At 65.5% G+C, this 20,658-nt stretch carries 18 protein-coding genes; 10 read left to right on the forward strand and 8 right to left on the reverse strand.

Annotated features, from left to right (window positions below; genetic code table 11):
* Positions 1–16 precede the first annotated feature (16 nt).
* The 5 genes from ACFDS3_RS09365 to ACFDS3_RS09385 all read left to right on the forward strand — a co-directional run bounded on the left by ACFDS3_RS09365 (position 17) and on the right by ACFDS3_RS09385 (position 3,337).
* Positions 17–340 carry a HesB/IscA family protein gene (locus ACFDS3_RS09365; RefSeq protein WP_375262105.1) on the forward strand — a complete coding sequence of 108 codons (324 nt, stop codon included), beginning with the start codon at positions 17–19 and terminating at the stop codon, positions 338–340.
* Positions 341–411: 71 nt separating this feature from the next.
* Complete coding sequence (locus ACFDS3_RS09370) at positions 412–1,911, forward strand: hypothetical protein (RefSeq protein WP_375262087.1); 1,500 nt, start codon at positions 412–414, stop codon at positions 1,909–1,911.
* Between the two features lie 4 nt (positions 1,912–1,915).
* Complete coding sequence (gene xth, locus ACFDS3_RS09375) at positions 1,916–2,698, forward strand: exodeoxyribonuclease III (RefSeq protein WP_375262088.1); 783 nt, start codon at positions 1,916–1,918, stop codon at positions 2,696–2,698.
* A 163-nt stretch (positions 2,699–2,861) separates the two neighbouring features.
* Positions 2,862–3,056: a hypothetical protein gene (locus ACFDS3_RS09380; protein ID WP_375262089.1), complete on the forward strand. Its 195-nt coding sequence runs from the start codon at positions 2,862–2,864 to the stop codon at positions 3,054–3,056.
* Positions 3,053–3,337 (forward strand): hypothetical protein, encoded by a 285-nt coding sequence (locus tag ACFDS3_RS09385; RefSeq protein WP_375262090.1) that lies wholly within the window; start codon positions 3,053–3,055, stop codon positions 3,335–3,337. Before ACFDS3_RS09380 ends, ACFDS3_RS09385 begins: the two co-directional genes overlap by 4 nt.
* 6 nt (positions 3,338–3,343) lie before the next feature.
* Here the strand turns inward: ACFDS3_RS09385 and uvrA are convergent, their stop codons facing one another.
* The 6 genes from uvrA to ACFDS3_RS09415 form a co-directional block, all read right to left on the reverse strand.
* The gene (gene uvrA, locus ACFDS3_RS09390; RefSeq protein ID WP_375262091.1) at positions 3,344–6,208 is read right to left on the reverse strand and encodes an excinuclease ABC subunit UvrA; all 2,865 of its coding nucleotides are present in this window, start codon (positions 6,206–6,208) and stop codon (positions 3,344–3,346) included.
* A 70-nt stretch (positions 6,209–6,278) separates the two neighbouring features.
* On the reverse strand, positions 6,279–7,430 hold the full coding sequence (locus ACFDS3_RS09395; protein ID WP_375262092.1) for an MFS transporter: 1,152 nt from the start codon (positions 7,428–7,430) through the stop codon (positions 6,279–6,281).
* 53 nt (positions 7,431–7,483) lie between these two features.
* Positions 7,484–7,696, reverse strand: coding sequence for a hypothetical protein (locus ACFDS3_RS09400; RefSeq protein ID WP_375262093.1), 213 nt, complete (start codon positions 7,694–7,696; stop codon positions 7,484–7,486).
* A gap of 63 nt (positions 7,697–7,759) precedes the next feature.
* Positions 7,760–8,338 carry a DUF924 family protein gene (locus tag ACFDS3_RS09405; RefSeq protein WP_375262094.1) on the reverse strand — a complete coding sequence of 193 codons (579 nt, stop codon included), beginning with the start codon at positions 8,336–8,338 and terminating at the stop codon, positions 7,760–7,762.
* Between the two features lie 75 nt (positions 8,339–8,413).
* Complete coding sequence (locus ACFDS3_RS09410; protein ID WP_375262095.1) at positions 8,414–9,670, reverse strand: MFS transporter; 1,257 nt, start codon at positions 9,668–9,670, stop codon at positions 8,414–8,416.
* Between the two features lie 106 nt (positions 9,671–9,776).
* On the reverse strand, positions 9,777–10,235 hold the full coding sequence (locus ACFDS3_RS09415; protein WP_375262096.1) for a peroxiredoxin: 459 nt from the start codon (positions 10,233–10,235) through the stop codon (positions 9,777–9,779).
* A 115-nt stretch (positions 10,236–10,350) separates the two neighbouring features.
* Here ACFDS3_RS09415 and ACFDS3_RS09420 point away from each other — a divergent pair, with 115 nt between their 5' ends.
* The 4 genes from ACFDS3_RS09420 to ACFDS3_RS09435 all read left to right on the forward strand — a co-directional run bounded on the left by ACFDS3_RS09420 (position 10,351) and on the right by ACFDS3_RS09435 (position 16,774).
* Positions 10,351–13,641 (forward strand): hypothetical protein, encoded by a 3,291-nt coding sequence (locus ACFDS3_RS09420; protein WP_375262097.1) that lies wholly within the window; start codon positions 10,351–10,353, stop codon positions 13,639–13,641.
* Between the two features lie 4 nt (positions 13,642–13,645).
* On the forward strand, positions 13,646–14,710 hold the full coding sequence (gene queA / locus ACFDS3_RS09425; RefSeq protein WP_375262098.1) for a tRNA preQ1(34) S-adenosylmethionine ribosyltransferase-isomerase QueA: 1,065 nt from the start codon (positions 13,646–13,648) through the stop codon (positions 14,708–14,710).
* 188 nt (positions 14,711–14,898) lie between these two features.
* Positions 14,899–16,218 carry a DUF5930 domain-containing protein gene (locus ACFDS3_RS09430; protein WP_375262099.1) on the forward strand — a complete coding sequence of 440 codons (1,320 nt, stop codon included), beginning with the start codon at positions 14,899–14,901 and terminating at the stop codon, positions 16,216–16,218.
* A complete protein-coding gene (locus tag ACFDS3_RS09435) occupies positions 16,208–16,774 on the forward strand; it encodes a polymer-forming cytoskeletal protein (RefSeq protein WP_375262100.1) in 567 nt (188 codons plus the stop codon). Before ACFDS3_RS09430 ends, ACFDS3_RS09435 begins: the two co-directional genes overlap by 11 nt.
* 142 nt (positions 16,775–16,916) lie before the next feature.
* On the opposite strand, the gene prfB is transcribed toward ACFDS3_RS09435, so the two are convergent.
* Together prfB and ACFDS3_RS09445 are read right to left on the reverse strand one after the other, a co-directional pair.
* Positions 16,917–18,041 carry a peptide chain release factor 2 gene (gene prfB / locus ACFDS3_RS09440; RefSeq protein WP_375262101.1) on the reverse strand — a complete coding sequence of 375 codons (1,125 nt, stop codon included), beginning with the start codon at positions 18,039–18,041 and terminating at the stop codon, positions 16,917–16,919.
* Positions 18,042–18,113: 72 nt separating this feature from the next.
* Positions 18,114–18,812, reverse strand: a complete 699-nt coding sequence (locus tag ACFDS3_RS09445) for a DUF1223 domain-containing protein (RefSeq protein ID WP_375262102.1) — start codon at positions 18,810–18,812, stop codon at positions 18,114–18,116.
* A 210-nt stretch (positions 18,813–19,022) separates the two neighbouring features.
* On the opposite strand from ACFDS3_RS09445, the gene acnA reads away from it, so the two are divergent.
* Positions 19,023–20,658, forward strand: a 1,636-nt coding sequence (acnA, locus tag ACFDS3_RS09450) for an aconitate hydratase AcnA (RefSeq protein WP_375262103.1), incomplete at its 3' end; no start/stop codon positions are given.

Here is a 20,658-nt window from a genome sequence, read left to right on the forward strand (position 1 = left end):
CCTGACGGGGCCCGCCATGCACCTTCCGCCAAAAGTCACCGACCGCGCCTTTACCCGGCTGCAGGAGATCGGCGCCGGCGATCAGGGCCAGGCGCTGCGCGTCGCCGTCGAGGGCGGCGGCTGCTCGGGCTTCCAGTACGAGATCAAGCTCGACGCCCCCGAAGAGGACGACCTGATCCTCGAAAAGGACGGAGAGCGCGTGCTGGTCGACCAGATCTCCCTGCCCTTTCTGACCGGCGCGGTGATCGACTTCACCGAAGAGCTCATCGGCGCCCGCTTCACCATCGACAACCCGAACGCCACGAGTTCCTGCGGGTGCGGGACAAGCTTTGCGATGTGAGTTTCCCGTTCCAATCCACATTCAATGCGTCTAGCGTGGCCTTAGGGGCCTAATCATGCGCGGAGACTGCCTTGCCGGATTGCGGAGACCAAAACCGATCTTATTTCCTTGCCAATATCAAAGAAGACAACGGTCGCGTCATCAAGATTGGTATCGACCGAGCCACGCCGGATCAGGAAAGTGACAATTCGCGCAGCTTGACTCCAGACGACGACGATACATCTAGCTTTGAAACTCTTTCGGCCACGTGGATGGAGTATATCATCGGGACCATAGAAATGGTTCCGATGCTCAGCCTAGTGGCTCACGAAATTCATACACAAGAAGTCGAAAGCAACGCCAAAGCATATATCCAAGATAGAGGAAATCTCCTTGAGGAAAAAATTGAGAGATTGGAGAATGACGACGGAGAGCTGCTAGAGAAGATTTATGAACTTCCATCATCTGCGTTAGGCCCGCTAAGCGCAAAGCTGAAGTCGGCCAATAGATCTTTGCGTATCGTACGTATCCATCGGTCGTCTCAAATTCTTTCACTAATATCACAGTATGAAGCAGTTTTTTCTGACGCCCTGCGGAAAGCCATCGGAGAGACTCCTCGCGCATTCATCTCGAAGGATAGCGTCATTGCTGCAACCGCCGTCATTCTAAGCGAAGACATCCAGTCAATAAAGCGCCAGATCGTCGAAGAGAAAGTCGACAAGATATCAAGAAATTCCCACGCAAACCAGATCGAAGATATTGAGAAACGACTTAGTCTTAAGCCGCTGTCCCAAGCCCTCATGCTGAAGTTTGTCGAAGTTTGCGAACGGCGCAATCTTCTGACACATGCAGGCGGCGTAGTGAACGCAAGATATCTCGACAACCTAAAGGCCAAGGGATATTCCTGCAAAGACCTGCCTGAAATCGGGCAGGCAATCCCTATATCAACTCCATACATTATGCACGCAGCCGAAACCGTTGCGCTGGTCGGATTATTCAATATACATAGAATCTGGAGAAAACTTCGCCCTGCGGAATCTGCGACTTCGAGCTCCCACCTTATTAACGCCTCCCATGAGTTCCTCATCGCGGAAGAATACGAAATCGCTAAAGCCATCGCGAAGTTTATCCTCGATGATTGCGAGAATGTAACTGAATCTGAGAGAGCTTTCGCAGTGATAAATCTTTCACTTTCATTCTTCCTAGATGAGTCCATTCCTCCAGATAAGCGAAGAGAGAAAACCGAGGACGCGTTATCCTTAAGAGACTGGAGCATTCTGGATGGAAAATTCGCCTTGGCGATCTGCTGTCTCCGGGAAGAGTACGACAAGCTTCCAGCACGAATTGATGGCGCAGTTCGGGACGAGATTGGCGCAGAGCAGTTTGAAACATGGGCGCTTTTCAAGCAAGTAAGGAAGCTAGATCTGTTTAGGCATAAGATGGCCGAGCATTTTGGCGAAGATTCTGCCGACGTAATATGCTTGAACGTCGGCACGTCAGTTCTTGAGCATGAAACGGTCGTGCACGAGAGCCCTTCTGACGAAACTAAAAATTCGGTGTCCTCGCAGAAGAACGATAAGGCGCAGAGCTAGCGCCATGAAAATCGCCACCTTCAACATCAACGGCGTCAAGGCGCGCCTGCCCGTGCTTCTCGACTGGCTGGCCGAGTCAGCACCCGACGTGGCCTGCCTGCAAGAGATCAAGTCCACGGACGAGACCTTCCCGCGCGAGCAGATCGAGGATCTGGGCTATACCCTCCATACCCACGGGCAGAAATCCTTCAACGGGGTCGCGATCCTGTCGAAGCTCCCGCTCGAGGATGTGACGCGCGGCCTGCCCGGCGACGATACCGACGACCACGCCCGCTATATCGAGGCGACCGTGATGGGCGAGCGGGCCGTGCGCGTCTGTTGCCTCTACCTGCCCAACGGCAACCCCGCTCCGGGGCCGAAATACGACTACAAGCTCGCCTGGATGGAGCGTCTGCGCGCCCGCATCGCGCAGATCATGGCGACCGAGGAACCGGCCGTCTTCTGCGGCGACTACAACGTCATCCCCGAGTCCCGCGATGCCGCCCGCCCCGAGGCGTGGGCGCAGGACGCCCTTGCCCTGCCCGACACCCGCGCCGCCTTCCGCCGGCTGGTCCACGGTGCCGGCTTGACGGACGCGCTGCGGGTTCGCACCCGCGCCGGGGGCCACTACTCGTTCTGGGACTATCAGGCCGGCGCGTGGAACCGGAACGACGGCATCCGCATCGACCACCACCTGCTGACACCGCAGGCGGCCGACATGCTTGAAGATTGCTGGATCGAATCGGACCTGCGCGCGCGGGAGAAACCGTCGGATCACGTGCCTGTCTGGCTGCACCTCGCCGCCTGACGGAACCGGCGCCCCGGGCGCCCGTTTCTCGTCCATGCGTCACGTCTGCCTCATACTCGCCCTGTTGCCGGGCCCCCTGCATGCCGCGTGCGAAATGGACGGGCCGCGCAAAGTATGCGTGCCCGGCGACCGGCCCCGAGTTGCAAGCACCGCGGCCAAGTTCATGGCGGCGCCTGCTCGCGTGGCCGAGCCGCTGGCAACAGGTGACCAGTTGCCGGAGGACGCACTCACCGTGATCGGCACCGACTATCTCGGCCTCCCTCCCGCGGAAGACGGCTGGGCCTACTTCCGTGTCGGGTCCGAGATCTATCGCGCAGACTTTCAGACCCGCCGCGTCATCGCACAGGTGTCGCAATGACGGGCTCGTTCAGTTCCGTCGCGTCGATCGCGGCCTTCTCGCTGCTGACCGGGTCTGCGACGGCGCAAGACAAACCGGTTCCGATTCCGAAGGCGGTCTACGCGGTCGGCGACACGGTTCCAGATGGCCTGAAGATTGCGCACAGTTACGCTGGCTTGGACCTGCCGCCGCTGACAAGGGACAAATGCTATACCCGCACGGACGAGTTCATCTACACTCTGGACCGCAAGACGCGCGAAGTACTCGAGGTGCGGCCGATCGCAGACGTCCTGATCTGGTGACCACGCCTATTCCGCGGCAACACGGCGCGGCGCAAGCATCGGCTTGAGGTAGCGCCCCGTGTGCGAGGCCTCGACCTCGGCCACGTCCTCGGGTGTGCCGGTCGCGACAAGGGTGCCACCACCGGTGCCGCCCTCGGGCCCGATATCCACCAGCCAATCGGCCGTCTTGATAACGTCGAGGTTGTGCTCGATTACCACGACTGTGTTTCCCTGATCGACCAGCTCGTGCAGCACCTCGAGCAGCTTCTTCACATCCTCGAAATGCAGGCCCGTGGTCGGCTCGTCGAGGATGTAGAGCGTCCGGCCCGTGGACCTCCGCGCCAGCTCCTTCGACAGCTTCACGCGCTGCGCCTCACCACCCGACAGCGTGGTCGCCTGCTGGCCAACCTTGATGTAGCCAAGGCCGACGCGGACCAGCGCGTCCATCTTCTCGCGGATCGAGGGGACCGCCTGGAAAAAGCTCTGAGCATCTTCAACCGTCATATCAAGAACGTCGGCTATGCTCTTGCCCTTGAACTTGATCTCCAGCGTTTCGCGGTTGTAGCGCGCGCCGCCGCAGGTCTCGCAGGTGACATAGACATCCGGGAGGAAGTGCATCTCGATCTTGATGACGCCGTCGCCCTGGCACGCTTCGCAGCGGCCGCCCTTCACGTTGAACGAGAAGCGGCCGGGCTTGTAGCCTCGCGCCTTCGCCTCGGGCAGCCCCGCGAACCAGTCGCGGATCGGGGTGAAGGCGCCGGTATAGGTCGCAGGGTTCGACCGCGGCGTGCGGCCGATGGGGCGCTGGTCGATGTCGATGACCTTGTCGAGATGCTCCAGCCCCTTGATCGTCTCGCAGGGCGCGGGCGTATGGCGCGCCCCGTTCAGCCGCATCGAAGCCGTCTTGAACAGCGTCTCGATGGTCAGCGTGGACTTGCCCCCGCCCGACACCCCGGTCACGCAGACGAACTTGCCCAGCGGGAAGTCGACGGTGACGTCCTGCAGATTGTTGCCGCTGGCCTTCACGACTGTCAGCTTCTTTTTGTTGCCCTTCCGGCGCTCGGTCGGCACGGCGATCTCGCGCCGACCAGCCAGGTAGTCGCCGGTCACGCTCTCGGGCGTGTCCATGATCTCTTGCGGGGTGCCGGCGGCGATGATGTGGCCGCCATGCACACCCGCACCGGGGCCGATGTCGAGGACATAGTCGGCCTCGCGGATGGCCTCTTCGTCATGCTCGACCACGATGACCGTGTTCCCCTGGTCCCGCAGGTTCTTCAGCGTAGTCAGCAGACGGTCGTTGTCGCGCTGGTGCAGGCCGATGGACGGCTCGTCGAGAACATACAGGACGCCCGTCAGGCCGCTGCCGATCTGGGATGCTAGCCGGATCCGCTGCGATTCGCCGCCCGACAGGGTGCCGGCGTTGCGCGACAGGGTCAGGTATTCGAGGCCCACGTTGTTCAGGAAGCCAAGGCGCTCACGGATCTCCTTGAGGATGGCGCGGGCGATCTCGTTCTTCTGCCTGGACAGCTTGTCGGGCACCGTCTCGCACCAGGCGAGCGCCTGGGAGATCGACTTCTCGACGACTTCGCCGACGTGGTGGTCGGCGATCTTGACGGCCAGCGCCTCGGGGCGCAGGCGGTAGCCGCTGCAGACTTCGCAAGGCCGGTTGTTCTGGTAGCGCTCGAATTCTTCGCGAATCCAGGCCGAGTCGGTCTCGCGGTAGCGCCGCTCCATGTTCGGGAGGACACCTTCGAACGTGCGCTCGACCGTATAGACGCGCCCGCCCTCGTCGTAGCGAAACTTGATCTCTTCCTCGCCCGAGCCGAAGAGGAACACGTCCTTCACCTTGTCGGGCAGGTCCTTCCACTTCGTCGCGGCCGAAAAACCATAATGCTTGGCCATCGCCTGGATCGTCTGGGTGAAATACGGCGACTTCCCCTTGCGCCAGGGCGCGATGGCGCCATCGCCGACCTTCAGGTTCTGGTCCGGCACCACCAGCGCAGGGTCGAAGAACAGTTCGACGCCAAGGCCGTCGCAGGCCGGGCAGGCGCCGGTGGGGGCGTTGAACGAGAACAGGCGCGGCTCGATCTCGGGAATGGTGAAGCCCGAGACGGGACAGGCGAAATTCTCGCTGAAGGTGATGCGCTCGGCCTCGCCCTCTTCCTCGCGGGGCGCAGTTTCAAGGATCGCGATCCCGTCGGCCAGGTCCAGCGCGGTGCGGAACGAATCCGCCAGCCGCGTTTCCAGCCCCTCGCGCACGACGATCCGGTCCACGACCACGTCGATGTCGTGGCGGAATTTCTTGTCGAGAATCGGCGGCTCGTCCAACTCATAGAAGGTGCCGTCCACCTTCACCCGCTGAAAGCCCTGCTTGCGCAGCTCCAGGAACTCTTTCTTGTACTCGCCCTTGCGGTCGCGGATGATCGGGGCCAGCAGAAAGCCGCGCGTTCCCTCCTCCATCCGCATGACCGTATCGACCATGTCCTGCACCTGCTGCGCCTCGATCGGCTTGCCGGTCACGGGGCTGTAGGGGGTGCCGGCGCGCGCGAACAGAAGGCGCATGTAGTCGTAGATCTCGGTCACGGTGCCGACGGTCGAGCGGGGGTTCTTCGACGTCGTCTTCTGCTCGATCGAGATCGCCGGGGACAGGCCGCTGATGTGGTCAACGTCCGGCTTCTGCATCATGTCGAGGAACTGGCGCGCATAGGCCGACAGCGATTCGACATAGCGGCGCTGGCCCTCGGCATAGATCGTGTCGAAGGCGAGCGAGGACTTGCCCGAGCCCGAGAGGCCGGTAATGACCACCAGCTCGTCGCGCGGGATGTCAACGTCGATCCCCTTGAGGTTATGCTCGCGGGCGCCGCGGACCTCGATCTTCTTCAGCTCGGCCATTCTGACCCCCTTCGGCTCGCTCGACGCCAACATAGACCCCTGCCGGACCCGCGCCAATCGATAGTTGGAACTAAACGGGAACGCCCGCAGCCCGTTCCCTGCGCACCAGATGGGCAAGTGCAGCCGTCGCCGCAAGGCCACCGACCGAGAACAGCGCGACGCCGCCCCAGAGGCCGCCCTCGCCCCCCGTCGCCAGCAGCGTCGCGAAGATCGGCGTGCCAAGGGTCGACCCGACATTCCCCATCTGCGCGATCCCGCCCGTGGCCAGCGCGCGGTCGGGCACGCCGGGGTTCAGCACGGGGATCAGCGCGAAGGCCGCGCCAGGCACCAGCCCCATCGTCGCGAACAGCGAAAAGACGCCCCACGTTGCGCCGCCCCAGATGAGCGCGGCCGACAGCAGGCAGCCGACAAAGCCAATCACCAGAAGCCACGCCGCGGGGATTCGCCGCGCCAGCCACCCTGCCCCGAAGGTGCCCGTCAGGCTGATCAGCGGCAGGATCGCCGCCAGCCCTGGCCGGTGAAGCGCCACCGGGATCAGCGTGACCAGCGCCACGAAGAGCATCGTGTAGAATACAAAGCACAGGCCCGGCATGGCACGACGCGGGGTGCCGTAGATGCGGGTATGCTGCGCGATAAGGTCTGCCCCCAGCGGCATTCGCGGCTGTCGCGGAAGCCGGGCCGACAGGAGCAGGGCAAGCGCCGCGAAACCAGCGGCATGGGCGATGAACAGCCCCGGCAGCCCGACGGCCGCGACAAGAGGCGGGAAGATCACGGCCCCCAGTGCGAACGCGACGCCGAAAAACGTCGCCCACAGGCCCATGGCGATGGACCGGCCACTGTCGCTCGCTGCGCCTGCGATCAATACCGGCGCGGCAACCACGATGAGAAGGTGGGACAGCCCTTCGGCCGCGCGCGTCACGGCCAGCGCCGGCAGCGGCAGGCCTATCACCTGGAGGGTCGACAGCCCCGCGCCCAGCCACACCGCGAACAGCAGCACCCGGCGCGCACCGAATGACGCGACGAGGTTGCCTCCGACAGCGCCAAGCAAGATCCCGACCACCCCCACCACCGACACAAGCCAAGCAACGCCCTCGGGCGTGCGACCGTAGGCGCCGGCCACCTGCGGCAGGACAAGCGCGACCTTTCCGAACTGCCATGCGGCGAACAGCCCGGTGGTGAACAGGATGAGGATGAGGGACCAGTCAGAGCGGCGCAAAGTCATGCCCGCCACAAACGCCCCTCGGGCGCCCGTGGCAAGCGTGTTTCAGTCGTGCCTCAGCGGCGCCGGTTCTTCTTGCGCGACCGGGTGAACCCCACGACGGCGAGGATCACGCCCGCGACCAGCAGGATCCAGCCAATCCAGGGCAGCACGCTGCCCGAGAACGAATAGACGCCGACGGCCTGCCCGTCCGCGAGGTAGGCGGGACGCAGGACGACGATAACCAGCCCTGCCACGATCAAGGCGACGGCGGCCCAGATGCTCTTCATGGAAAACCTCCATATTCCGTTGTTGGGCCAACGGAGAGCCCCCGAACCGGTTCCGGGTCCGCCTCAGGCGGCCGCCTCGCGCGTCTGGCGCACCACGGCCCCATAGCCGCCTTTTTCCAAGAACGCGGCCTCGCCCCCGCGCATCTCGCGCGACAGGACCTCGTTTCGGTAGGGGAAGCGGCCGAACCGGCGGATCACCTCGCGATGCGCCCTGGCGTGCACGAGATTGTCCTCGGCCTCGGGCATGCGCGTGTGAAACAGCCGCACGCAGCGGTCCTGGTCGCACAGGTTCTCGGAGTGCATCATCGGCAGATAGAAGAACTGGCGCGCCGGCGGGTCGATCTTGAGGTCCCACCCCTTCCCGATCGCTCCCTTCGCCACGGCGAGCGCGGCCGCGTCGGTCTGAAAGCTCTTCGCCGTCCCGCGGAACATGTTGCGTGGCAACTGGTCGGTCACGATCAGGTAGGCCAAAGCGCCCGACGGATAGGTCAGCCACAGGCCCAAGCCGCCCTCGGCGGCGTCCTCCCACACCTCGCCGAACCTGTCGCGGCACGTCTCGTCCAGCTCGTCGCTCCCGGCATACCATCCCTCGGGGCCGACTTCATCGAGCCAGAAGGCCAGAACGTCCTCGGATGACACCATCAAACTTCACTCCTTGCGCGGTGCGGTGCCGGTCAGCCTAGCGCCCGCGCCGCGTGACGCAACGGCACCAATTGGTCAGGACGCAGCTGCGTCCTCCTCCTGTTGCGCTTCGGCCCATTCGGCACCGGCCACGACGCCAACGGTCGAGACCGACGGGGTCAGCGACACGTAGGCCCCCGTCTCGTCCACGCTCGGCGCCGGGCGGCGCGTCATGCGGAACGCGGCATAGGCGGAGAGCAGCGCCAGGAGCGCCGTGACGAAAAGCCAGAAGCCGCTCGGTCCCACCGCCGTCATCAGACCGCCGATGGCCACGGGACCGGCGATCGCGCCCAGCCCGTTCATGAAGATCAGCCCGCCCGACGCCGCGCTCATGTCCTCGTAGTCGAGGTGGTCGGCGGTATGCGCGATCAGTAGCGCGTAAAGCGGGTTGACCATGCCCCCGGTAAGAAAGCCGATCGTCGCGACCACGGCGAACGAAGCCGGCAGGATCACGCCGAACGCGCAGACGATCGTCCCGAAGATCGAGCAGCCGAGGATCAGCACCCGCCGGTCGAGCCGGTCGGAAAGCCATCCCACCGGGTACTGGAAGATCAGCCCGCCGAGGAAGATCGCCCCGATGAAGGACGAGATCTGGGGCACGGTCAGCCCCGCCTGCGTCGCGTAGACCGATGCCATGCCGAACTGCGCCGCGTACATGCCCCCCGTCAGGAACATGCCGACGCAGCCCAGCGGCGACAGGCGAAAGAGCCGCGCGAGGCTCATGGGCTTCGTCGTCTCGAATGGCGGTGTCGGCGCGATCGACAGAAGGATCGGCGCGAAGGACAGCGACACCAGCACCGACGGGATCACGAACAGAAGAAAGCCCGACGGATCGCCCACGGCGACAAGGGACTGCGCCGCGACGATGCCGCCCATCTGCACGATCATGTAGACCGAAAGCGCCTGCCCCCGCGTCTCGACCGTGGTGGCATTGTTCAGCCAGCTTTCGGCCGTGACGTAGACGCCCGAGAAGCAGAAGCCGATGATGATCCGCAGCAAGATCCAGGCCCAGGGCTCGGTCACGGACGGGAACAGGATCAGCACGGCCGAGATGAACGAGGCCAGCGCCGCAAAGACGCGGACGTGGCCGACCCTGCGGATCATCTCGGGCGCCAGTTGCGATCCGCCAAGGAAGCCGGCGAAATAGGCGGCCATGACGAACGACATCTCGAAGGTCGAAAAGCCCTCGATCTCGCCCCGGATACCCAGAAGGGTGCCCTGCATCCCGTTGCCGACCATCAACAGGCCCATGCCGAGGAACAGCGCCCAGGCGCTACCGATAACCGCGATCATTGCTGCCTCATCCTGATGGGTCCGGCCCGGCTACAACGGGGTCCGGGACGGGTTCTGTTTCATCGCCGACACCCCGGCGCCCGTTGCCGACGCCGGTCCGGTCCGACTAGAGCGCCTGCGCGGCCCCGAGCACGTCGTCCACATGGCCCGGCACCTTCACCTTGCGCCATTCGCGCACGACCCTCTTGTCCGCATCGAGCAGGAAGGTCGACCGCTCGATTCCCATCGAGGTCTTGCCGTACATGCTCTTCTCGACCCAGACGCCGTAGCGCTCGCACACATCCCCATCGGCGTCCGACAGAAGTGCCACCTTCAGCCCGTGCTTGTCGCGGAACTTGTCCTGCTTCGCCACCGGGTCCTTCGACACGCCCAGCACGGTGAAGCCCGCTTCGGCGAAGGCATCGGCGGCGTCGGTGAACCCCTTGGCCTCGGTCGTGCATCCGGGCGTATCGGCGCGGGGATAGAAGAAGACGACCACCGGGCCGTTGATCGCCGAGAGGCGGATGGTGTCCCCCCCGTCGCGGGGCAGCTCGATGTCGGGGGCGGTCTGGCCGGTCAGGTCCATGCGGGTCTCCTTCGATGGTCGTCTTGCCGGGGCAGATGCAGCGCGATCGGCGAAAGGCAATCCGCCGCAGCGCGGGGCGTGGTCAATGGCCGGAAAAGTCGTCAGATTGCACGCCATGGTTAACCGGGTCCAGACCGTCGGACGTGCCGGCGCGCATGTGATCCGCACGGCCCTTCTGCTTGCGGTGGGATTTGCCGTGGCGCTCGTTGCCGCGGCGGTGATGCTTGCGGAAAGCGGCACGCGGATCGACCTCCCTGACGTGGTGGTCGAGGCCATCGAGGCCCGGATCGACGCGCGCACGGCCGGGGTGGACGTGGACCTCGGCACCGTGTCGGTCGGGCTCGACCGCCCGGCGGTGCCGCGCCTGCGGCTCGAGGATGTGCGCATCTCGGCCCGGGACGTGGGCGAGATCGCGCGCGTGTCCGAAATCGGCTTGGCCTTCGATACGGCGGCGACCGTATCGGGCCGCATCGCGCCAAGCCTTTTGCGCGTGAACGGCGCGCGGCTGGTGCTGCGGCGAGACGACGAAGGACGCTTCGCTCTCAGCTTCGGGGGCGGCAGCGAGTTCATCGCGGACAGTCCCGGTGCGCTTCTCGACCTCGTTGAGGGGGCGTTCGACCGCCCCCCGCTCGACCGGGTCGAACGCGTCGAGTTGACGGGCGCCGAGATCACGCTGGAGGACGCGCGCGCCAACCGGATCTGGCAGGTGACAGACGGCGGCGCGGCGCTGACGCGCGGCCCGGACGGCCTGACCTTCACCCTCGACGCCGAGATCTTCAACGGGACAGAGGACCTGGCGCGCGCCCAGATCGAGCTTTCCACGAATGCCGAAGATTCCGGCGCCCGGCTGAAAGCCGAACTCGACCGTGTCGCCGCCGCCGACATCGCCGCACAGGCGCCGGCCCTTGCCGTGCTGTCGGTTCTCGACGCGCCGATCTCGGGCCGGCTGGAAACGACGCTGAACCCCGAAGGCGCGCTGAAGGAGCTGTCCGCCGCGCTCGAGATCGGGGCGGGGTCGCTCGACCCGCGCCGCGGCACCCCGCCGCTTGACTTCCAGCACGCCCGCGCGGCGCTGACCTACGACCCGGCCAAGGGGCGCATAGCCATCGACGAACTGTCCATCGACGCAGCCGACGGCTCGGGCCAGTTGAGCGGCCAGGCCTACCTGGACGAAATCGGTCCGGGCGGCTTTCCGAACGCGGTCATCGCGCAGCTCGACGTGGGGGCGCTGCGGGTCGACACGCCGGCGCTCTTCCCCCAGCCGGTCGCGGCGATGGGCGGCACGCTCGACATGCGCATCCGGCTCGACCCGTTCACGGTGGACGTAGGCGCCTACAGCCTGTCGCTCGACACGCCGGGGGTCGAGGATGCGCTGACCGGCACCGCCCGCGCCTGGGCCGGCGAGGGCGGCTGGTCCGTCGACCTCAGCCTCACGGCCGAACGGATGACGGCCGAGCGCCTGCGCCGCTACTGGCCCGCCCCGGTGGCCCGGAAAGCACGGCAGTTCTTCCTCGACCGGGTCAGCGAAGGCATCGCCACCGATCCCGTCGTGGTCCTGCGCCAGCGCCCCGAGTTCGACAAGCCCGAGGCGAGCGTCAGCTTCGCCTTCCGGGACGCGACCACCCAGGCCGTGCCGTTCCTGCCCCCGGTCACGGATGCGTCCGGCTTCGCCACGCTCGACGACAACCGGTTCGCGCTGCGGGTTGCCTCGGGGCGCATGACGCCCGACGATCGCGCGCCGGTCGACCTGAAGGGCACCACCTTCGTCATCCCCGACGTCCGCGAGCGCCCCTCGCAGGGCCAGATCGAGATTGTGGCAGATGGCCCCCTGCCCTCGGTCCTCACGCTGATCGACCGCCCGCCGCTGAGCCTGCTGTCACGCGCCGGCCGCACACCGGACCTTGCCGAGGGCCATCTGAGCGGCACGACGACGATCACGCTGCCGCTGAAGAAGGGGATGACGCCCGAAGAGGTCTCATTTTCCTCCGACGCTATTCTTACAGATCTCCGATCCGACACGCTGGTCGCGGGGCGTACGATCACGGCCGACCGGATGGAGGTATCCGTCGATCCGGACCGCATCCGCGTCGAAGGGCCCGCACAGTTCGACGGCATCCCCTTCCGCGGCGCGTGGCAGCAGGCGCTTTCGGGCGACTCGCGCGGGCAAGGCACGGTGCGAGGCAGCGCCACTGTCTCCGAAACGACGCTCGCCACGCTCGGTATCACCCTGCCGGACGGGCTGCTCTCTGGCACCGGCACGGCCGACATCGAGATCGCCCTCGCCCCCGGCACGGCCCCGCATCTCAGCGCCCGATCCGATCTCTCGGGCCTCTCCCTCTCCGTGGACGCGGTAAACTGGGCCAAGGCACCCGACCGCACCGGCGCCTTCGAACTCGAGGCTGCACTCGGCTCCACGCCCGTAGTGGAACGCCTCCAGCTCGAGGCGCCCGGCCTCTTTGCGCGCGGTCGGGTCGAGCTGCAGGGCGGCACCCGCTTTCGCGCGCTTACGCTCGACCGGGTAGTGGTGGGCGACTGGTTCGACGGTGCCGTCACGATCGCGGCACAGGGAAACGGCGAGCCGGTGGCGATCACCGTGCCTTCGGGCAGCGTGGACCTGCGCCGCGCGCAGCTCGGCGGCTCGGGCGGGGGCAGCGGCGAGGCGCGGGGGCCTGTATCGCTGCGGCTCGACCGGGTGACGCTGACGGACACCATCGCGCTGCAGGATGCCGCCATTGACCTCGCGCCGGGAGTGGCCCTGTCGGGCGATTTCCGCGGCCGCGTCAATGGCGGCGTCGAAGTGACGGGCGAGCTGGTGGGCGAAGCGCGCGGGACTGCGATCCGGATGCAGACCCAGGACGCGGGTGCGCTTTTGCGCGACGCAGGGCTGGTGAACCGGGTGCAGGGTGGGCAGCTCGACCTGATCCTGCGCCCCACGGGTGCTGCGGGCACCTACGAGGGGCAGGTTCGCGTGACGAACCCCCTCCTGCGCGACGCACCCGCCATTGCCGAGCTGCTCAGCGCGATTTCGGTCGTCGGCCTGCTCGAGCAGCTCGAAACCCGCGGTATCCCGTTCGAGGACGTCTCGGCCGAGTTCCGCGTCTCGCCGCAGCAGATCACGCTCTACCGCTCGTCGGCCACGGGGGCATCGTTGGGCCTGTCCATGGACGGGGTATATGATACCGTGAACAAGCGGCTCGACATGCAGGGCGTCGTCTCGCCGATCTACCTGTTGAACCGGATCGGATCGATCTTCACCAGGCGGGGCGAGGGGCTGTTCGGGGTCAGTTTCACGTTGCAAGGTCCCGTTTCGCAACCGCAGGTGGGGGTCAATCCGCTTTCCATTCTGACGCCGGGCATGTTTAGGGAGATCTTCCGCCGCCCGCCGCCACCACGACCTGCCGAGTGACCCGATGCGCCTGTCCAACTTCGATTTCGACCTGCCTGATGAGTTGATCGCCACCCGCCCCGCGCGCCCGCGCTCGTCCGCACGGCTTCTGGTGGCCGAGGGCGAGCGGATCACCGACGCCATCGTGCGCGACCTGCCCGACTGGCTGCGCCCCGGTGACCGGCTGGTCCTGAACGACACGCGGGTGATCCCCGCGCGGCTGTCGGGCACGCGCCACCGCGAGGGCAGCGACGGCGCGCGGATTGAGGCGACGCTGCTGGAGCCCCACGCTGACGGAACGTGGGCTGCGCTATTGAAGCCCCTGAAGAAGGTGCGCGACGGCGAGGAAATCGTGTTCTCCGATGCGCTGTCGGCCGTGGTCGAAGAACGGGACGAGGGGCAGGCAAGCCTGCGCTTCAACCTCGACGGCGAGGATTTCGACGCCGCCCTGGCCCAGGTCGGCGCCATGCCCCTGCCCCCCTACATCGCGGCCAAGCGCGCGGCCGACGCGCAGGATCGCGAGGATTACCAGACTGTCTGGGCGAAGCGGCAGGGCGCGGTCGCCGCACCCACGGCCTCGCTGCATTTTGACGAGGAGCTGCTCGGTGCGCTGACCGCACGAGGCGTCGTATTCACGCATGTCACGCTTCATGTCGGTGCCGGGACCTTCCTGCCGGTCAAGGTCGACGACATCACCGAACACAAGATGCACGCCGAATGGGGCGAGGTCTCGCCCCAGGCTGCCGCCGAGATCATGGAGACCATACACGCGGGCGGGCGCATCATCCCCGTCGGCACCACGGCGCTGCGGCTGATCGAGACGGCCGCGACCGCCCCGCGCGAGATCGCGGCCTGGAGCGGGGACACCGACATCTTCATCACGCCCGGGTTCCGGTTTCGGATCGCCGATGCGCTGATGACGAATTTCCACCTGCCGAAAAGCACACTGATGATGCTGGTCTCAGCCTTCCTCGGGACCGAAGAAATCCGCCGCGTCTATGCCCACGCGATCGCCAAACGCTACCGCTTTTTCTCTTACGGCGACGCCTCTCTCCTGCTCCCCGAAACTAGCGCCGTGGGAGAATTTTGATTCAGCCCACTCGCATAACGGGTAAGTCACAGAGAATCGGCAGGATCTCGCTCACGTACGCGTGAATCCGCAAGACAAGTGTGAAGGTGGGGGCAAAGCTGTTGCGGCATCAGGTGTCGCTCGATAGGCACAGGGCAACTTGCATAAAACTGCGGCGAATGCCGGATGAGAAGAACAAGGGGACAGCTTTGCTTCGTGGTCAAAGACAAGTCATAAGCGCCGCCCTGGCCCGCGCTTTTCCCGAACGCCGCCTTTTCCTCAGATCCGACACAGAGACCCGCTTTGTCCGCCTGTCCCCTGCGACCCAGGCCATCGCCCTGTCCGGCAGCGCGCTCGTCGTGGGCTGGACGATCCTCGCCTCGGCCGTGGTGCTGATGGACTCGGTCGCCTCGGACGATCTGCGCGACAATGCCGCGCGCGAGCAGGCGGTCTATGAACAGCGGCTGAACGCCATGAGCGACGAGCGCGACCAGGCCTTTGCCGAGGCTCGCGCCGCGCAGGAGCGCTTCAACGCCGCGCTCGACCAGATCAGCGACATGCAGTCCGACATCCTCGCCTCGGAAGCGCGACGCGAGGAACTGGAACAGGGCATGGAGATCGCCCACGCAAAGCTGCGCGACGCCATCATCGACCGCGATGCCGCCCGCACGCAGCAGGCGCAGATGACCGCCCAGCTGAAGGGCGACCCCAGCCTCGTCGCCGACGAGGCGCTGCTGGCCGAATACCAGTCGACCATCGATCTGCTGGCGGGCGCGCTCGACTCGACCGCCTCGCAGCGCGACGACATGGCCGGCGAGGCCGAAGAGGCCGAACAGTTCGCCGAAGAGATGATCATCGAGGCGCAGCTGCAAGAAGATCGCAACGACCGCATCTTCGCCCAGCTCGAAGATGCGCTGACAATCTCGGTCGAGCCGCTGGACAAGATGTTCCGTTCCGCGGGGCTCGACACCGACACGCTTCTGAAGTCGGTCCGCAACGGCTATTCCGGCCAGGGCGGCCCGATGACGCCGATCAGCTTCTCGACCAAGGGCGAGGCCCCGGACGAGGTCAGCCTGCGCGCCAACGGCATCCTCGAACGGCTGGACGAGATGAACCTCTATCGCCTCGCCGCCGCCAAGGCCCCCTTCGCCATCCCGATCAACGGCAACTTCCGCTTCACCAGCGGCTTCGGTCCGCGCTGGGGCCGGATGCACGAAGGCACCGACTTCGCCGGCGCCCATGGCACCCCGATCCAAACGACCGCGGACGGCACGGTAATCTATGCCGGCCGCGCGTCCGGATACGGTAACTTCGTGAAGATAAAGCACGATTTCGGGATCGTGACCAGCTACGCCCACATGTCCGCGATCCACGTGAAGGTTGGGCAAAGGGTCTCGCGCGGGGATAGGATCGGTGATATGGGGAACACGGGACGCTCGACGGGCACCCACCTTCATTACGAGGTCCGCGTAGGCGGCAAGCCCATCAATCCGATGACCTACATCAAGGCAGCGCGCAATGTTTTCTAAATCCAAAATCAACGAGCCTGGCCCGAAACAGGGCGGAGAGGCTGTCAGACCTTCGAGCGAGACTTCCATGAACGCACCCAAGACCAACACGACGTCGACCGGCCCGAAGGCCAAGCCGCCGGCATCGATCCTGTCCGCCGACCTGACGATCAAGGGCAACCTTAAGACGACGGGCGACATCCAGATCGAAGGCAATGTCGAGGGCGACATCCGCGCCCACCTGCTGACGGTCGGCGAGGGCGCTGTGGTCAAGGGTGAGGTGATGGCCGACGACGTCGTCGTGAACGGGCGGATCGTGGGCCGCGTCCGGGGCCTCAAGGTGCGTCTAACCTCGACCGCGCGCGTCGAAGGCGACATCATCCACAAGACCATCGCGATAGAGTCCGGCGCCCATTTCGAAGGCTCGGTGGCGCGTCGCGACGATCCGCTGAACCAGAACTCCGGTGGGCAGCAGTCGCGCCCCGCCAGCAGCGGGTCGAGCACTCCGTCGTCGAGCAGCTCGTCTGCGACGTCCTCCAGCGCCGCGTCGGCCAGCAGCGAGTCGTCCGAGAGCTGATCGCGCGCTCCATCGGATTGCCTGTTCGGGCGCCCGGCTTCACGCCGCGGCGCCCTTCTCTTTTTCTTGGACGGGGCTCAAGCGCCGGCCAACGCCGGTCCCGCCCCTTGCAAGGCGGAACCTCGGGAATCCCTCGCGCGGCTCAGTCTTCGGCGGAGGCTTCGGCGCGCGACTTGCCCGAGACATCCATGGCAAGTGTCGAGGCCATGAAGGCATCCAGATCGCCGTTCAGCACGCCTTGGGTATCGCTGGTCTCGTGGCCGGTCCGCAGGTCCTTCACCATCTGGTAGGGCTGCAGGACGTAGGATCGGATCTGGTTGCCCCAGCCGGCCGAGCCCTTGGCTTCGTGCGCGGCGTTGATGTCGGCGTTCCGGCGGTCCAGCTCCATCTGGTAGAGGCGCGACTTCAGCGCTTTCATGGCGATGTCGCGGTTCTGGTGCTGCGACTTTTCCGAACTCGTCACCACGATGCCGGTGGGCAAGTGGGTGATCCGCACCGCCGAGTCGGTCGTGTTCACGTGCTGGCCGCCCGCACCGGAGGAGCGGTAGGTGTCGAGCCGGATGTCGTTCGGCGAGACTTCGATTTCGATATTGTCGTCCACGACCGGATAGACCCAGACCGACGCGAACGACGTCTCGCGCGTGCCTTTCCCGAAGGGTGAGATCCGCACCAGACGATGCACGCCGGATTCCGACTTCAGCCACCCATAGGCGTTCGGACCGGAAATCTTGTAAGCGACCGACTTGATGCCCGCTTCGCCACCCGCTTCCTCGGACTGAAGCTCGACCGTATAGCCGCGCTTTTCGGCCCAGCGGACATACATCCGTTGCAGCATCTGCGCCCAGTCGCACGCCTCGGTGCCGCCGGCACCGGCGTTGATCTCGATGAAGGTGTCGTTGGCGTCGGCCTCGCCGTTCAGGAGCGCCTCGAGCTCGGCGGCCGCGGCGCGTTTTTCCAGCGCCTTGAGCGCGGCCTCGGCCTCGGAGACGACTTCGTCGTCACCCTCCATCTCGCCCAGCTCGATCAGTTCCTTCTGGTCGGACAGCTCCTGCGCCATGCCCTCGTAGCGGGTCATGGCGTCGACCAAGGTCTGCCGTTCGCGCATGAGCTTCTGGGCGTTCTCGGGGTTGTCCCAGAGGGTCGGGTCCTCGACCCGGGCGTTGAACTCTTCCAGCCGGTAGGCGGCGGTCTCGTAATCCATGCGCTGCCGCAGGAGGTCGAGCGACTTCTCGATGGCCTCGACGGTGTTCTGGGTATCCGCGCGCATGAATGCACTCCTTCACGGGGGTTCGGAGAGACGATCTATCAACACCCCATGCCGGTCACAAGGCGGGGGCCGTCACTCCACCCGCGCCGCGCCGAGGATGCGGCCCGGCCCCGGTTCCTGCACGATGACTGCCGCCGGCCCTTCCAGCGGAGCGTCGCCTGTCCAGACACCCTGCCCGTCCCATTCGCCCAGCACGCGCCAATCGCGCACGATGTTGACGTAGTCGAGCACGGCCCCGGCATTCTCACCGCCCTGGATCGCGACCCGCTGGAGCGGGTCGTAGGGAACAAGCTGCACCAGAACATCCTGGGCCTTCGCGCCGTCGGCCATGCGCGCGGTGATATGCACCTTGTCGCCCCGCCGCTCGGCCTCGACCCGAACCGGCTGGACCTGGTCGTCATGAGCCGAGATCGCGTCGGCAATCTCCATCACGCGGCTGCCGACGATCTGGTCCAGCCCCCCCACCACGAGTTGCGGGGTGTAGATCATCCGCTCGCCGCTTCGCTTGGCGTAGGACTTCTGCCGCTGGGTGAAGCGCGGATCGGCGAAGGCATCGGGCCAGCCGATATAGTCCCAGTAATCCACGTGCAGCGCCAGGGCGATGACACCCGGCTTGCCCGCCAGCTGCCCAAGCAAGCGGTCCGCGGGCGGGCAGGAGGCACAGCCTTGAGAGGTGAAAAGTTCGACCACAACTGGCTGGTCCTCTGCGATCGCCACGCCCGGGCTCGCAACCGCGAGGGCGAGAACGGCGCTGCGAAGGGCATGGCGCATGAAGGGCCTCTTGGATTATCGTGGACAGGGTAAGGTCCTATGCGCACGCCTGCCCCGACGCCAATCAACGATTTGCGAGAGCACATTCACGTGTTCCCCCAATGGCTCTAATACCACATCTGCATACTATTGCATACAGAGTGGAATGCTTCTATGTCGGCGCTAGCTAACCGCAGTAGCCACCTGCTTACCTTTCCGAAGGAGGACGCCATGCCGATCGAGGTCGGACAAGACACGTCGAACACCCGCCGCACCCTGGACGTAGACGGCAAGAGCTACGCCTACTACTCGCTTCAGGCAGCAAAGGATGCCGGGCTTGGCGATTTCTCGAACCTGCCGAAATCGCTGAAGGTCCTCGCCGAGAACCTCATGCGGTTCGAGGACGGCAACACGACGACCACCGACGACATCAAGGCCTTCGCCGAATGGGCGCAGACCGGCGGCAAGAGCGACCGCGAGATCGCCTACCGCCCCGCCCGCGTGCTGATGCAGGACTTCACCGGCGTTCCCGCCGTGGTGGACCTTGCCGCGATGCGCGACGGGATCGTGGAACTCGGCGGCGACGCGCAGAAGATCAACCCGCTGAACCCCGTGGACCTCGTGATCGACCACTCGGTCATGATCGACGAGTTCGGCAACCCGCGCGCCTTCCAGGCGAACGTGGACCGCGAGTACGAGCGCAACATCGAACGCTACACCTTCCTCAAGTGGGGGCAGAAGGCGTTCCAGAACTTCCGCGTCGTGCCCCCCGGCACCGGCATCTGCCACCAGGTGAACCTTGAATACCTGTCGCGCACCATCTGGTCCGACGAGGACCAGAACGGCGAGACGGTCGCCTATCCCGACACGCTGGTCGGCACCGACAGCCACACCACCATGGTCAACGGCGCCGCCGTCCTCGGCTGGGGCGTGGGCGGCATCGAGGCCGAGGCCGCGATGCTGGGTCAGCCCGTCTCGATGCTCATCCCCGAGGTCGTCGGCTTCAAGCTGACCGGCGCCATGCCCGAGGGCACGACCGCGACCGACCTCGTGCTGCGGGTCTGCCAGATGCTGCGCGAGCACGGCGTCGTGCAGAAGTTCGTCGAATTCTACGGTGACGGGCTGGACAACGTGCCGCTCGCCAACCGCGCGACGATCGGCAACATGAGCCCCGAGTTCGGCGGCACCTGCGCCTTCTTCCCGATCGACGACGAGACGCTGCGCTACCTGACGCAGACCGGCCGCGACAAGGACACCATCGCGCTGGTCGAAGCCTACGCCAAGGAGCAGGGCATGTGGCGCGAGGCGGGTGCAGAGCCTGTCTTCACGACCACGCTCGAACTCGACATGGCGACGGTGAAGCCTGCGATCTCGGGTCCGAAGCGTCCGCAGGACCATATCGACCTCGACAAGGCGGCGACGACCTTCCACCAGTACGTGACGGACCAGCGTTCGAAAGCCTCGGGCTCCGAACGCTCCGAATCCCGCTGGGAAGCCGAGGGAGGCCAGCCCGAGCCCGAGGATATCCCCGGCGACTCTGGCAAACACAAGAAGACCAGCGTCACGATGGAAGACATCGACGGCGAGCAGAAGACGTTCCAGATGCATGACGGCCGCATCGTCATCGCCTCGATCACGTCCTGCACCAACACGTCGAACCCCTATGTGATGATCGGCGCCGGCCTCGTCGCCCGCAAGGCGCGGGAACTCGGCTTCGACCGTCAGCCCTGGGTCAAGACCTCGCTGGCGCCGGGCTCGCAGGTCGTGTCGGCCTATCTCGAGGAAACCGGCCTTCAGGAAGATCTGGACGCCATCGGCTTCAACCTCGTGGGCTATGGCTGCACCACCTGCATCGGCAACTCGGGCC

Origin of the sequence: Palleronia sp. (assembly GCF_042089775.1) — a bacterium.
Classification (GTDB): Bacteria; Pseudomonadota; Alphaproteobacteria; order Rhodobacterales; family Rhodobacteraceae; genus Palleronia.

Coding starts and splice junctions, on each gene's coding strand:
- prfB (WP_375262101.1), bottom strand. CDS start 18,041: ATGCGCGCGGATACCCAGAACACCGTCGAGGCCATCGAGAAGTCGCTC.
- queA (WP_375262098.1), top strand. CDS start 13,646: ATGCGCCTGTCCAACTTCGATTTCGACCTGCCTGATGAGTTGATCGCC.
- ACFDS3_RS09400 (WP_375262093.1), bottom strand. CDS start 7,696: ATGAAGAGCATCTGGGCCGCCGTCGCCTTGATCGTGGCAGGGCTGGTT.
- ACFDS3_RS09445 (WP_375262102.1), bottom strand. CDS start 18,812: ATGCGCCATGCCCTTCGCAGCGCCGTTCTCGCCCTCGCGGTTGCGAGC.
- ACFDS3_RS09410 (WP_375262095.1), bottom strand. CDS start 9,670: ATGATCGCGGTTATCGGTAGCGCCTGGGCGCTGTTCCTCGGCATGGGC.
- xth (WP_375262088.1), top strand. CDS start 1,916: ATGAAAATCGCCACCTTCAACATCAACGGCGTCAAGGCGCGCCTGCCC.
- uvrA (WP_375262091.1), bottom strand. CDS start 6,208: ATGGCCGAGCTGAAGAAGATCGAGGTCCGCGGCGCCCGCGAGCATAAC.
- ACFDS3_RS09435 (WP_375262100.1), top strand. CDS start 16,208: ATGTTTTCTAAATCCAAAATCAACGAGCCTGGCCCGAAACAGGGCGGA.
- ACFDS3_RS09380 (WP_375262089.1), top strand. CDS start 2,862: ATGGCGGCGCCTGCTCGCGTGGCCGAGCCGCTGGCAACAGGTGACCAG.
- ACFDS3_RS09365 (WP_375262105.1), top strand. CDS start 17: ATGCACCTTCCGCCAAAAGTCACCGACCGCGCCTTTACCCGGCTGCAG.
- ACFDS3_RS09405 (WP_375262094.1), bottom strand. CDS start 8,338: ATGGTGTCATCCGAGGACGTTCTGGCCTTCTGGCTCGATGAAGTCGGC.
- ACFDS3_RS09385 (WP_375262090.1), top strand. CDS start 3,053: ATGACGGGCTCGTTCAGTTCCGTCGCGTCGATCGCGGCCTTCTCGCTG.
- ACFDS3_RS09395 (WP_375262092.1), bottom strand. CDS start 7,430: ATGACTTTGCGCCGCTCTGACTGGTCCCTCATCCTCATCCTGTTCACC.
- ACFDS3_RS09420 (WP_375262097.1), top strand. CDS start 10,351: ATGGTTAACCGGGTCCAGACCGTCGGACGTGCCGGCGCGCATGTGATC.
- ACFDS3_RS09415 (WP_375262096.1), bottom strand. CDS start 10,235: ATGGACCTGACCGGCCAGACCGCCCCCGACATCGAGCTGCCCCGCGAC.